This is a genomic window from Georgenia sp. Marseille-Q6866 (assembly GCF_965111665.1).
In genome coordinates this window covers 218,792-231,439 of sequence record NZ_CBCOOR010000005.1, presented here as the reverse complement: position 1 = coordinate 231,439, position 12,648 = coordinate 218,792, and the positions used below count along the sequence as shown (strand labels likewise).

Annotated in this window: 12 protein-coding genes; 6 read left to right on the top strand and 6 right to left on the bottom strand. The window is 69.6% G+C overall.

The window, feature by feature from the left end; translation table 11 throughout:
- Positions 1-1,000: 1,000 nt before the first annotated feature.
- The 6 genes from rsmG to rpmH are packed head-to-tail and all read right to left on the bottom strand — an operon-like array spanning position 1,001 to position 4,337.
- Positions 1,001-1,651 (bottom strand): 16S rRNA (guanine(527)-N(7))-methyltransferase RsmG, encoded by a 651-nt coding sequence (rsmG, locus tag ACWPXV_RS06790; protein WP_454084515.1) that lies wholly within the window; start codon positions 1,649-1,651, stop codon positions 1,001-1,003.
- Positions 1,652-1,664: 13 nt separating this feature from the next.
- Positions 1,665-2,234 carry a Jag family protein gene (locus tag ACWPXV_RS06785; protein ID WP_454084514.1) on the bottom strand — a complete coding sequence of 190 codons (570 nt, stop codon included), beginning with the start codon at positions 2,232-2,234 and terminating at the stop codon, positions 1,665-1,667.
- A gap of 49 nt (positions 2,235-2,283) precedes the next feature.
- Positions 2,284-3,495 carry a membrane protein insertase YidC gene (gene yidC / locus ACWPXV_RS06780; RefSeq protein ID WP_454084513.1) on the bottom strand — a complete coding sequence of 404 codons (1,212 nt, stop codon included), beginning with the start codon at positions 3,493-3,495 and terminating at the stop codon, positions 2,284-2,286.
- A gap of 12 nt (positions 3,496-3,507) precedes the next feature.
- Positions 3,508-3,843 (bottom strand): membrane protein insertion efficiency factor YidD, encoded by a 336-nt coding sequence (yidD, locus tag ACWPXV_RS06775; RefSeq protein WP_454084512.1) that lies wholly within the window; start codon positions 3,841-3,843, stop codon positions 3,508-3,510.
- Complete coding sequence (rnpA, locus tag ACWPXV_RS06770) at positions 3,840-4,196, bottom strand: ribonuclease P protein component (protein ID WP_454084511.1); 357 nt, start codon at positions 4,194-4,196, stop codon at positions 3,840-3,842. The genes yidD and rnpA overlap by 4 nt, the downstream gene beginning before the upstream one ends.
- A gap of 3 nt (positions 4,197-4,199) precedes the next feature.
- Positions 4,200-4,337, bottom strand: a complete 138-nt coding sequence (gene rpmH, locus ACWPXV_RS06765; RefSeq protein ID WP_110853377.1) for a 50S ribosomal protein L34 — start codon at positions 4,335-4,337, stop codon at positions 4,200-4,202.
- A gap of 218 nt (positions 4,338-4,555) precedes the next feature.
- Between rpmH and dnaA the strand changes: the two genes are divergently transcribed.
- The 6 genes from dnaA (at position 4,556) to gyrB (ending at position 12,602) form a co-directional block, all read left to right on the top strand.
- Positions 4,556-6,037, top strand: a complete 1,482-nt coding sequence (gene dnaA / locus ACWPXV_RS06760) for a chromosomal replication initiator protein DnaA (RefSeq protein ID WP_454084510.1) — start codon at positions 4,556-4,558, stop codon at positions 6,035-6,037.
- A gap of 528 nt (positions 6,038-6,565) precedes the next feature.
- Complete coding sequence (dnaN, locus tag ACWPXV_RS06755; protein ID WP_454084509.1) at positions 6,566-7,693, top strand: DNA polymerase III subunit beta; 1,128 nt, start codon at positions 6,566-6,568, stop codon at positions 7,691-7,693.
- 47 nt (positions 7,694-7,740) lie between these two features.
- Positions 7,741-8,637 carry a phosphogluconate dehydrogenase (NAD(+)-dependent, decarboxylating) gene (gene gnd / locus ACWPXV_RS06750; RefSeq protein ID WP_454084508.1) on the top strand — a complete coding sequence of 299 codons (897 nt, stop codon included), beginning with the start codon at positions 7,741-7,743 and terminating at the stop codon, positions 8,635-8,637.
- Between the two features lie 2 nt (positions 8,638-8,639).
- The gene (gene recF / locus ACWPXV_RS06745; RefSeq protein WP_454084507.1) at positions 8,640-9,800 is read left to right on the top strand and encodes a DNA replication/repair protein RecF; all 1,161 of its coding nucleotides are present in this window, start codon (positions 8,640-8,642) and stop codon (positions 9,798-9,800) included.
- Positions 9,793-10,347, top strand: coding sequence for a DUF721 domain-containing protein (locus tag ACWPXV_RS06740; RefSeq protein ID WP_454084506.1), 555 nt, complete (start codon positions 9,793-9,795; stop codon positions 10,345-10,347). Before recF ends, ACWPXV_RS06740 begins: the two co-directional genes overlap by 8 nt.
- Before the next feature lie 230 nt (positions 10,348-10,577).
- Positions 10,578-12,602, top strand: coding sequence for a DNA topoisomerase (ATP-hydrolyzing) subunit B (gene gyrB, locus ACWPXV_RS06735; protein ID WP_454084535.1), 2,025 nt, complete (start codon positions 10,578-10,580; stop codon positions 12,600-12,602).
- The last annotated feature ends 46 nt before the right edge of the window (positions 12,603-12,648 follow it).

Genomic DNA, 12,648 nt, shown 5'->3' with positions numbered 1-12,648 from the left:
GTCTGGGGCGCCCGCACTTCGCGAGGATGCACAGCGAGATTGGCATCCGCAGCAGCACTTCGGACGGAGGCGGACATCTGAGCCCCGGCACGCGCCGCGGTCCGGACGGGCCGACGGTGCCCCCTAGTGACGAAGCGCGCGTCACGAACAGGGACTGGAAGGCGGATCGGCACAACGCATCGATGATTGGTGAACCGGTGGTGCCGGCCCGGCGCCGAGTGGCTCCGCAGCCCGAGGCGAGCTACCCATGCGGCCCGCGGACACGCGGAGCGGCATACTGGTGGGCTGGCGACCACCGCAGCTTTCGCGCGGTCGGGCGCCCTTGCCTCGGATCGTTTCACGTGAAACGGGTCCGGCGGACCTGCGTCGGGCAGCCGCTGGCGTGCGTGGTGGCGAACGACGACGGACGATGGGTTGCGCCCACACCGCTGCAGGAGCCGAACGATCGCAATGCAGGCGACACACGGAACGGACCTCCGCCACACCGGTGAAGCAGAACGGCAGGCACCCGCCCTCGCCCAGGACATGAGGGCGCACTTGGCCTTGCAGCCGAATGTTCGGGCCGCGGCCGCGGGCACCGGCCACCGCAACGGCTCCACTATGCGAAGTGGGGGCCTCTGGTGTTGGATTCGTTGCAGGCTGCCGGGGCCCGCCCCACCAACAGCTCGTGAGGGTGGCGTTTCACGTGAAACACCTACACATTCCGTGAGCGAGAGACTATGCAGGTGCGCACCGACCATCGGAGCGTGACTTACGCACGGCGGGGGGCGCTGCAACCATGCGTTCCGGAAGGCTTGCGCTGACTGTAGCCAACGAACGACCGCACGGCGCGCCGGCCCAAACCAACCACTGCGCGGCACCGGGAGGAGCGGACCTCAGGTAAGGGCCAGAGGTACCGCACATCGGTCTGTTTCACGTGAAACACAGGGCGAGGCCGCTGGCGCGGGCGAGCGCATACGACGCCACTACCGCGCGTCAGCATAGGGGGTCGGTGGGCGAATCAGCCCAGCCGTTCCGCGGTCACAATCCTTGTCGGCTCGTCAGTTCCCGGCACGATGACCTCCTGCACTGAGGCTTCCCGCAAATTGTGCTTGCGCAGCACCTTCTCCGCCTCGGTCACCTCGAGCGCAGCACGTTCGCCCTTGAGCGCCACGAGCCGGCCGCCGGGAGCGATCAAGGGTGCCACCCATGGGACGAGCTTCTTGAGGGCCGCCACCGCGCGGGCACTCACCACGTCGTAGCTCGCCGCGCCGTGCAGCTCCTCAGCGCGTGCGCGCACCACGGTGACATTGGCGAGCGACAGCTCGCGGGTGACGTCCTCGAGCCAGGTGGTACGCCGCTCCATCGGCTCGATGAGGTACACATCGAGATCGGGCCGCATGATCGCGACAACGACGCCAGGGAAGCCAGCCCCGGAGCCGACGTCGGCGAAGCGCACACCCTCGGGCACGAACGGAGCGACAGCACTCGAGTTGAGCAGGTGTCGCGTCCACAGCCTGGGAAGCTCGCGGGGACCGATCAGACCGCGGAGCTCACCCTCGGCGACGAGGAGCGCAGCGAACTGCTCCACCTGGGGCCACGCGTCACCGAAGACACCAGCCGCCGAGTCCGGGACAGGCTCGACGGCCGCGCCACCTTCGGAGTTAGTCATCTACAGGTGCCGATTACGCCTGAGAGATGACAACGTGCCGGTTGGGCTCGACACCCTCGGAGTCGCTGACCAGTCCGGCGGCAGCGACGGCATCATGTACGACCTTCCGCTCGAAGGGGTTCATCGGCTCGAGCGACACCTTGCCTGCTCCCGCCTTGACCTTCGTGATGGCTTCCTCAGCCACGGCGGTCAGCTCTGCACGGCGTCCACGACGGTGGCCGGCGATGTCGAGCATGAGCCGGCTGCGCTCGCCCGTCCGAGCCTGGACCGCGAGCCGGGTCAGCTCCTGGAGCGCGTCGAGGACCTCACCGTCCTTGCCCACGAGCCGCTGGAGCTCCCTGTCGGAGCCACCCTCGTTGACGATCTCCACCGCGGCTCGGCCATGGTCGATCGAGAGGTCGATGTCGCCGTCGAGGTCCGCGATGTCGAGGAGCTCCTCAAGGTAGTCGGCAGCGATCTCGCCCTCCTCCTCGAGGCGCTTCAGGCTCGTCGGCGCGGCGGTGCGCTCGGTGGACGTCGTCTCAGCCGTCGTCGCGCCCTGCTCCGACGTCGTGTCGTCGGTCTGCACGTCTTGCTCGCTCACGGGTTGATCCTTCTCTCTCGGCCCGTCGCCCCGGGCACTGAACAGGTCTCTACTTGCTCGGCTTGCCGGGGCCCTTGCCACGGCGCTCGATCTCGGCCCGACGCTGGGCCGCTCGCTTCGCGTGACGCTCGGCAGCGCGCTGCTGGGGGGTCTTCCCGCCGCCCGGCGCAGCAGCAGCTGCCGGCGTCTCCGTCGTCTCCGTCGTCTCCGTCTCGGCCGCGTCGTCGGGGGATGCCGCACTGGCCCCGGTCTGTGCCTCGGAGCCGGGTGCTCCCGGGGTGCCCGGCCGACGCTGGCGGTCCTTGCGCTTGGGCTGGACGCGCTGCCCACGCTGCACCGGACGCTCCGGCTCCGGCGGCTCGGGGAGGAGCTCCTCCACCGGCACACCCTTGCGGGCGGCCTTGCGCTCGAGCTTCGCGCGCTCACGCTCCTTGAAGCGCTTCTCGGCCTCGGAACCCGCTGCCGGCATCTTGCGGATGGTGTAGAACTGCTGGCCCATCGTCCACAGGTTCGTCGTGAGCCAGTAGATGAGGACACCGATCGGGAAGTAGACGCCGGAGAAGGCGAAGATCAGCGGCATCAGGTACATGAGCATGCGCTGCTGCTTGGCCATCGGGTTGTCCAGCGCGCTCTGCGGCATGTTCTTCATCGTCAGCTGCCGCTGCGTGGTGAACGTCGTCACCGACATGAGGACGATGAGCACGGCCGTGAGGATCCGGACGTTGAGCGTCGCCCCCTCACCGAGGAAGGACTGCGACAGTCGCGCCCCGAGCAGCGTCGCGTCGAGGAACTGCGAAGCCGCGGCCTGGTCGATCGGCCCGAGCGGCTGCCCGTCGCGGTAGGTGCCGTCGGCGATCTGCGGCATCGAGTAGAGCACCCGGAACAGGGCGAAGAAGATGGGGGACTGCGCGAGGATCGGCAGGCAGGAAGCGAACGGGTTGGTCCCGTGCTTCTGGTAGAGCGCCATCATCTCGGACTGCATCTGCTGACGCGACGCAGGGTCGTTCTTGCCCTTGTACTTCTTCTGCAGCTTCTGCAGCTCGGGCTGCAGGACCTGCATGCCGCGAGATGCCTTGATCTGCTTGAAGAACAGCGGGATGAGGAAGATGCGCATGAGGACCGTCAGCCCGACGATCGACAGCGCCCACGTCCATCCGCTGGCCGGGTCGAGCCCGACGAAGGTCCACAGCTCGTGGAAGAGGTGGAGGATCCACGCGACGACCCACTTGATGGGGAACAGGATCGTGTCAAAGGCACCCATGCGGGTCGTCTCCTAGAAGTCTTCCGGCGCGTCCGTCACACGCGCCCCACCGGCAGCTACACCGAGGGTACGTGCTCGTGCGTCGCGTCTTGACCACGGCATCGGCTCGCCGGTGTGCGGGACGTGGTCGACCCCGCCCCGGCTCCAAGGGTTACAACGGAGCAGTCGCCAGACGGCGAGAGCGAGCCCGCGCACCGCACCGTGCCGTCGCAAGGACGTCACCGCGTACGCGGAGCACGAGGGGTAGTAACGGCACGTCGGCCCGAACCAGGGGGAGACGACGAGCTGGTAGCCGCGCACGAGCAGGGCGAGGCCGCGGCCCAGCAGCCCGCTCAGGCGGTCGCTCATCGTCGCGCTCCTCGGCGGCGCGCACCGCTCAGCGCCGTGTCGAGGTCCGCCCCGAGCGCCGCGCTCGACGCCCCGCGGGCAGCCGGAAGCGCCCGCACGACGAGCTTGTCGCCGTCGTGCAGGGCGCTGATCCGGGAGGCGAGCAGTCCGCGCAGCCGGCGCTTGACCTGGTTGCGCTCCACCGCGTTGCCGACCGCCTTGGACACGACGAGACCCGCACGCGGCGCGGCCGGTGCGGCGTTCTCGGCGGACCGAAGGTGGACGACGAGTCGGCTCGTGCCGCTGCGAGCACCACCGCGCACCGCGTCGGTGAAGTCCTCAGACCGACGCATCCGGTGCTGCGGCGGCAGCACGACTCAGGCCGAGAGCTTCTCGCGGCCCTTGCGACGACGGGCGCCCAGGATGGCGCGCCCGGCGCGCGTGCGCATGCGCAGCCGGAACCCGTGCACCTTGGCACGCTTCCGGTTGTTCGGCTGGTAAGTCCGCTTGCTCACGGCAGTACTCCAAAACGTCGGTTGTCTACGCTGCGGCTGGGCAGCAGATCCGCGGCTGCGCCGCTCCTCCGCATGACAGAAGCGGTGCGCAGGCACCACGGAAGAGCCGTCAGGACGGCTTGGCCACGATACGTGAGCGGGAGAACGCCGGTCAATCCGACCTCCGAGCGTCCGAGTATGCCGTCCCTCACGCCCCTTCTGCACATCTGTGGATATCTATGTGGATCGAGGGGCAAGGTGCGACACTCGTGGCTCTGCCCGCTGCTAGAGAGGACCGCTGTGCCCGAGAACGACGACATCACCGACGTCTGGGCACGTGCCGTGGACATCCTCACCGAGAGTGGGGACATCGGCGGCGCCCAGCGCGCCTTCATCCGCCTCACCCGCCCCCTCGGTGCCGTCGACGGCACCCTCCTCCTCGCCGTCCCCAGCGACTTCGCCAAGGACTTCCTCGAGACCCGGGCCCGCGTCGCTCTCACCGAGGCGCTGACCGAGGCGTTCGGCTCGGCCGTCCGCTTCGCGGTCACCGTCGACCCGACGCTGGAGGAGACGTCGCCCCGCGTCCCCAGCGCCGACACCCCCGACGACGCCCCCGCCCCGCCCACCCCCAGGAGACGCGCGCTGCGGCCCGCCGCGCCTCCGCGGTCGCCGAGGCGGACGCCGCTCGGCTCAACCCGAAGTACACCTTCGAGACCTTCGTCATCGGCTCGAGCAACCGCTTCGCCCACGCAGCTGCGACCGCTGTCGCCGAGTCGCCGGCCCGCGCCTACAACCCGCTGTTCATCTACGGCGGCTCCGGGCTGGGCAAGACCCACCTGCTCCACGCCATCGGGCACTACGCCCGCAGCCTGGACCCCAGCGTCCGCGTGCGCTACGTGAACTCCGAGGAGTTCACCAACGACTTCATCAACTCGATCCGCGACGACAAGGCCGAGGCCTTCCAGCGTCGCTACCGAGAGGTCGACGTCCTCCTCATCGACGACATCCAGTTCCTGCAGGGCAAGGAACAGACGATGGAGGAGTTCTTCCACACCTTCAACACGCTGCACAACGCGAACAAGCAGGTGGTCATCACCTCCGACCTCGCGCCCAAGCAGCTCAACGGCTTCGAGGACCGGATGCGGTCCCGCTTCGAGTGGGGCCTGCTCACCGACGTGCAGCCGCCCGACCTCGAGACCCGGATCGCCATCCTTCGCAAGAAGGCGAACAACGAGAATCTCGAGATCGACGACGCCGTTCTCTCCTACATCGCCTCGCGGATCTCGACGAACATCCGTGAGCTCGAGGGCGCCCTCATCCGCGTGACGGCCTTCGCCAACCTCAACCGCCAGCCGGTCGACGAGTCGCTCGCGGTCATGGTCCTCAAGGACTTCATCACCGACACCGACGGCGAGGACATCACCCCGACGCTGATCATGGGCCAGACCGCCGACTACTTCTCCGTGTCGATCGACGCCCTGTGCAGCGCCGACCGCTCCCGTGTCCTCGTCAACGCCCGGCAGATCGCCATGTACCTGTGCCGCGAGCTCACCGAGCTGTCCCTGCCGAAGATCGGCCAGCTCTTCGGTGGCCGCGACCACACGACGGTCATGCACGCGAACCGCAAGATCCGCGAGCAGATGGCGGAGAAGCGCTCGACCTTCAACCAGGTCACCGAGCTCACCAACCGGATCAAGCAGAAGGCCCGCACCGGCGGCTGAGCTGCTCGACGCGTCAGGGACCTGCACGACGGCGGCACGTCGCCGTGCAGGTCCCTTTCTGCTGCCCCCGGCACGGTGATCGGCTCGCGACTGCGGCGCCTGCCGGTCCTCGCCGTACGGGGGCGCTGGACGAAGGAAATGTGTCCCGCGGCCCAATGCACAGCTGTGGACAAGTCTGTGGATTGCCGTGGACAGCGGAAACTTGTCAGTGGACAGACCATCCCCCGTCGGTGGATGACGCCGAGAGCAATGACAACAATCCACTGCTCCGGCCCGTCCTCCACAGGACGACCAGCACCGCCCCACACAGCCCGGCTGCCGGCGTGACCTGCACGGACGTGAGATGTCCACAGTGTCCACACCACCGACGACGAAGACGAGACCCCACTTCCAGATCGCTTGTGAATAACAAGATCTGGCCGGGCGATGGCACTCCACTCGCGTCCTGAGCGTCGGTGCACTCGCGTAAGGTTTCCCGTGCGCAGCACCATGCGCTGCGCCGTCACGCTCCGAGAGAGGTCAACAATCGTGAAGCTCAGGGTCGAACGGGACGTCCTTGCCGAGGCCGTCGCCTGGACAGCTCGCTCCCTTCCCGCGCGCCCGCCGGTCCCGGTGCTCGCCGGTGTCCGGCTGGAGGCGAGCAGCGAGGGGTCCCTCACCCTGTCGACCTTCGACTATGACGTCTCGGCCCGCTCCGCGGTCCCGGCGGCGGTCGAGGAGGCCGGCGTCGTGCTCGTCTCGGGCCGCCTCCTTGCCGACATCGCCAAGTCCCTCCCGGCCAAGCCCGTGGACCTCACGCTGGACGGGACCAAGGTCGTGCTCCGCTGCGGCGCCAGCCGGTTCACGCTCCTCACCATGCCGGTGGAGGACTACCCGGCGCTGCCGGCGATGCCCGAGCTCTCCGGCACCATCGACGCCGACGTCCTCACCGAGGCCGTCGCCCAGGTGAGCATCGCCGCGAGCCGTGACGAGACGCTGCCGCTGCTCACGGGTGTCCGCGTCGAGATCGAGGGCGAGAAGCTCACGCTCATGGCCACCGACCGCTACCGCCTCGCGATGCGAGAGCTCAGCTGGCACCCGAGCGACCCGTCGATCTCCTCCGTCGCCCTCGTCCGGGCGCGCACGCTGTCCGACGTCGCCAAGTCGCTCACCAGCGCGGGCAGCGTCGACGTCGCCCTCGGGGGCGAGTCCGCCTCGCTCGTCGGCTTCGCCGCCGGCGGTCGGCAGACCACCTCGCTGCTCGTCGAGGGTGACTACCCGCCGGTGCGTCGTCTCTTCCCGGACGAGACGACCACGCACGCCGTCGTCGCCACCGCCGCACTCGTCGAGGCCGCCCGCCGTGTGTCGCTCGTCGCCGAGCGCAACACCCCCATCCGCCTGAGCTTCTCCGACGGCCAGGTCGTCCTCGAGGCCGGCCAGGGCGAGGACGCGCAGGCCTCGGAGGTCCTCGAGGCCACGCTCGTCGGCGAGGACATCGTCACCGCCTTCAACCCGCACTACCTGCTCGACGGCCTGGGGGCGCTGACCACCGACTTCGTGCGTCTGTCCTTCACCCACCCGAGCAAGCCGGCCGTCATGACCGGTCAGGGCAGCGCCGAGGGGGAGAGCGAGGACGAGTTCCGCTACCTCCTCATGCCCATCCGGTTCGCCGGGTAGCCACGCTGCGGGTACGTTCGCAGCAGCCGTCCACGAGGGGAGCAGACATGCACATCGGCATGGTTGGTCTGGGCAAGATGGGCGGCAACATGCGCCAGCGCATCGAGGCCGCCGGGCACACCGTCACCGGGTACGACACCAACCCGGAGATCAGCGACGTCGCCTCCCTCGCCGAGCTCGCCGCGGCGCTGCCGGCCGGCAACCGCGTCGTGTGGATCATGGTCCCAGCCGGTGCACCCACCCTGTCGGTCCTCGAGGAGCTGGCCACCGGTCTGGGCGCCGGTGACCTCGTCATCGAGGGCGGCAACTCCTACTACCGCGACGACCAGACCAACGCGGCCATGCTCGCCAAGCGGGGCATCGGATACATCGACGCCGGCATCTCCGGCGGCGTGTGGGGCCGCGAGTACGGCTACGGGACGATGGTGGGGGGCAGTGCCGAGGACGTCGAGCGCGCGATGCCGATCTTCGACGCCCTGCGCCCCGACGGCCCCCGCGAGGAAGGCTTCGTCCACGCCGGCGGGGTCGGCGCGGGGCACTTCTCCAAGATGGTGCACAACGGCATCGAGTACGGGCTCATGCAGGCCTACGCCGAGGGCTACGAGATCATCGCCTCGCGCTCCGACCTCGTCCCCGACGTCGCGGCCGTGCTGCGCGCGTGGCAGCGCGGCACCGTCGTCCGCTCATGGCTCCTCGAGCTGCTCGTCGACGCCCTCGAGGGCGACCCGGGCCTCGCGAGCGTCGACGACTACGCCAACGACTCCGGCGAGGGCCGCTGGACCCTCGAGGAAGCCATCGACAACGCCGTGCCCGCCCCGACCATCTCCGCCGCGCTGTTCGCCCGCTTCGCCTCCCGGCAGGAGCAGTCTCCCGCCATGAAGGCGATCGCCGCCCTCCGCGAGGAGTTCGGGGGACACGCCGTCCGTCGCGCCGACGAGCGCTGAGGATGTACGTCTCCAACCTCTCCCTGCACGACTTCCGCTCCTACACCGAGCTGGTCCTCGCACTCGACCCGGGCGTCACCGCCTTCGTGGGACACAACGGCCAGGGCAAGACGAACATTGTCGAGGCCGTTGCATACCTCGGGACCTTCTCCAGCCACCGCGTCGCCTCCGACGCCGCGCTCGTGCGGCACGGGACGGGCGGCGCCGTCGTGCGGGCCAAGGCCAACCGCGGAGGACGCGAGACCCTCGTCGAGCTGGAGATCGTCGCGGGCAAGGCCAACCGGGCACGTCTCAACCGGGCGCCGGTGAGCCGGACCCGCGACGTCCTGGGCATCGTGCGCAGCGTCGTCTTCGCGCCCGAGGACCTCGAGCTCGTCAAGGGCGACCCCCAGGCCCGCCGCCGCTTCCTCGACGACCTCCTCGTGCTCCTCACCCCGCGGCTGGCCGGTGTGCGCAGCGAGTACGACAAGATCCTGCGCCAGCGCGGTGCGCTCCTCAAGACCGCCGGGGCCGCCCGCCGCCGCGGCTCCAGCCCGGACCTGTCCACCCTCGACGTGTGGGACCGCCACCTCGCCGCGGCCGGCGCGGAGATCACCGCCGCCCGCATCGACCTCCTCCACCGGCTGCGCCCGCGGACGGCGCAGGCTTACGAGCAGGTGAGCGCCGGTCAGGGCGATGCTCACCTCGGCTACCGCTCCGCGCTCCTCGGCGTCGACGGCGAGGGCGAGGCCAGCCCCGAGGAGGAGAGCGCGCTCACCGACGTGGCCCAGCTCGAGGAACGGCTCGTCGAGGCGATGTCCCGCGTGCGGAGCAAGGAGATCGACCGCGGCGTGAGCCTCGTCGGCCCGCACCGGGACGACCTGGTCCTCACCCTCGGCGGGCTCCCCGCCAAGGGCTACGCCAGCCACGGGGAGTCGTGGTCCTACGCCCTGGCCCTCCGGCTCGCGTCCTTCGACGTGCTCTCGGACGACGACGACGGCGGACCCGTCCTCATCCTCGACGACGTCTTCGCCGAGCTCGACGTCCGTCGGCGCGAGCGGCTGGCGACCATGGTGGGCGGGGCCGAGCAGGTCCTCATCACCGCGGCCGTCGCCGAGGACGTCCCCGACTCGCTGCGCGGGGCGCGCTTCACAGTCACCAAGGGCGAGGTCACCCGTGAGTGACGAGACGCCCGAGGAGCCGGAGGAGGAGGAGACGACGTCGTCGGCCGCGCGCCAGGCCCTGGCCCGCGCCCGCGCCGCCGCCGCGGCCAAGGGCCTGCGACGCACCGCCGCCGGACGGCCCGTCCCCGGCAAGCGCCGCTTCCATCCCGGGCCCGGGTTCAGGGACGTCGGCAGCGGCTCCGGCCCCTCCCGCCGCGACCCGCAGATGCTCGGCCCGATCGTCGACAAGATCCTCACCGAGCGCGGATGGACCGCCCCCGTGAGCCTGGGCGGCGTCGTCGGGCGCTGGCGCGAGATCGTCGGGGACCAGCTCGCCGACCACTGCGTCGTCGAGACCTTCGACGAGTCCGTGCTCGTCGTCCGCGCCGACTCCACCGCCTGGGCCACGCAGCTGCGCCTGCTCCAGCCCCAGCTCGCGCGCCGGCTGGCCGAGGAGGTCGGTGAGGACGTCGTGGAGAAGATCGTCATTCGCGGACCCGGTGGACCGAGCTGGACGCGCGGGCCGCGATCGGTGCGGGGCCGAGGACCGCGCGACACCTACGGCTGAACCCGCTCACGAGGCGCTCGCGGGCGACCAATCACACTGTGGATGAACTTGTGGATATGCGGTGATTCGGGCCCCCACGCAGTAGAATCGGGTGACCCCGCCCGCGGGGTGTCGGCTGGAGTCACACCCCCGGGCAGCTGTGGTGCCAGGTGCACCGTCCCGGACCAGGCGACGATGCGGTACTGCGCCGCGACGAATGACGAGGAGAGCCCCAGACAGTGGCTGACGAGATGCCCCCGAGCCCCGGGACGAGCCAGCAGGACGCCGGCTACGACGCAACGAACATCACCGTTCTCGAGGGCCTCGAGGCCGTCCGCAAGCGGCCGGGCATGTACATCGGCTCCACCGGTGAGCGCGGCCTGCACCACCTCGTCTACGAGGTCGTCGACAACTCCGTCGACGAGGCGCTCGCCGGCCACGCGACCACCATCGACGTGACGATCCTGCCCGACGGCGGCGTGCGCGTCATCGACGACGGCCGCGGCATCCCCGTGGACATCGTCGAGTCCGAGGGCAAGCCGGCCGTCGAGGTCGTCCTCACCGTCCTGCACGCCGGCGGCAAGTTCGGCGGCGGCGGCTACGCCGTCTCCGGCGGTCTGCACGGTGTGGGTGTGTCCGTCGTCAACGCCCTGTCCACGCGGCTGCACGTCGAGGTCCACCGCGCCGGCGACATCTGGCGCCAGAGCTACCAGGACGGCGTCCCCACCGCTCCCCTCGCGCGCGTCGGCAGCACCGAGCGGACCGGCACGACCGTGACGTTCTGGCCCAACGCCGACATCTTCGAGACGACCGACTTCGACTTCGAGACGCTGCGCGCCCGCTTCCAGCAGATGGCGTTCCTCAACAAGGGCCTGCGCCTCACCCTGACCGACGAGCGCGCCGGCGTCACCGATGCAGGAGACGAGGTCACCGGTGACGACGAGGGCACCGCCGACGACGCCCACCCCGGCCGCCGGGAGGTCACCTACCAGTACGAGAACGGGCTGCGTGACTACGTCGCGCACCTCAACTCGGCGAAGAAGGTCGAGCTCGTCAATCCCGAGATCATCGACATCGAGTCCGAGGACACCGACCGGCAGATCTCCCTCGAGATCGCCATGCAGTGGACCAGCGCGTACTCCGAGTCGGTGCACACCTACGCGAACACCATCAACACCTCCGAGGGTGGCACCCACGAGGAGGGCTTCCGCTCCGCGCTCACCTCCCTCATCAACCGGTACGCCAAGGACAAGGGACTCCTCAAGGACAAGGACGACAACCTCACCGGGGACGACATCCGTGAGGGGCTGACCGCCGTCATCTCGATCAAGCTCGGCGAGCCGCAGTTCGAGGGCCAGACGAAGACCAAGCTCGGCAACACCGAGGCGCGGACGTTCGTCCAGCAGGTCGTCTACAGCCACCTCGGCGACTGGCTCGACGCGCACCCGAACGAGGCCAAGGACGTCATCCGTAAGGCCCTGCAGGCCGCGGCGGCGCGGATGGCCGCCCGCAAGGCCCGTGAGGCCACGCGCCGCAAGGGTGCCCTCGAGTCCGCCTCGATGCCCGGCAAGCTCAAGGACTGCTCGAGCCGCGACGCGACGAAGTCCGAGATCTTCATCGTCGAGGGTGACTCCGCCGGCGGCTCGGCCGTCCAGGGCCGCGACCCCGAGCACCAGGCGATCCTGCCGCTGCGCGGGAAGATCCTCAACGTCGAGAAGGCCCGTCTCGACCGTGCCCTGGGCAACCAGGAGATCCAGGCGCTCATCACCGCCTTCGGCACCGGCATCGGCGAGGACTTCGACATCGCCAAGCTGAGGTACCACAAGATCGTGCTCATGGCCGACGCCGACGTCGATGGCCAGCACATCACCACGCTGCTGCTCACCATGCTGTTCCGGTACATGCGCCCCCTCATCGAGGGCGGTCACGTCTACCTCGCCCAGCCGCCGCTCTACCGGCTCAAGTGGTCCAACGCGCAGCACGAGTACGTGTACACCGACCGCGAGAAGGACGCCCTCCTCGCCGAGGGCGCCGCGGCCGGCAAGCGACTCCCCAAGGACAGCGGGATCCAGCGCTACAAGGGTCTGGGCGAGATGAACGAGCAGGAGCTGTGGGACACGACGATGGACCCCGACACCCGCACGCTGCGGCAGGTCACGGTGGGAGAGGCCGCGGCTGCGGACGAGGTCTTCTCCGTGCTCATGGGCGAGGACGTCGAGTCCCGTCGTGAGTTCATCCAGCGCAACGCGCACGACGTGCGCTTCCTGGACATCTAGACCTCCCTGCCCCGCCCTGCCTGCCGAAGGATAGAAGGACGAAGTG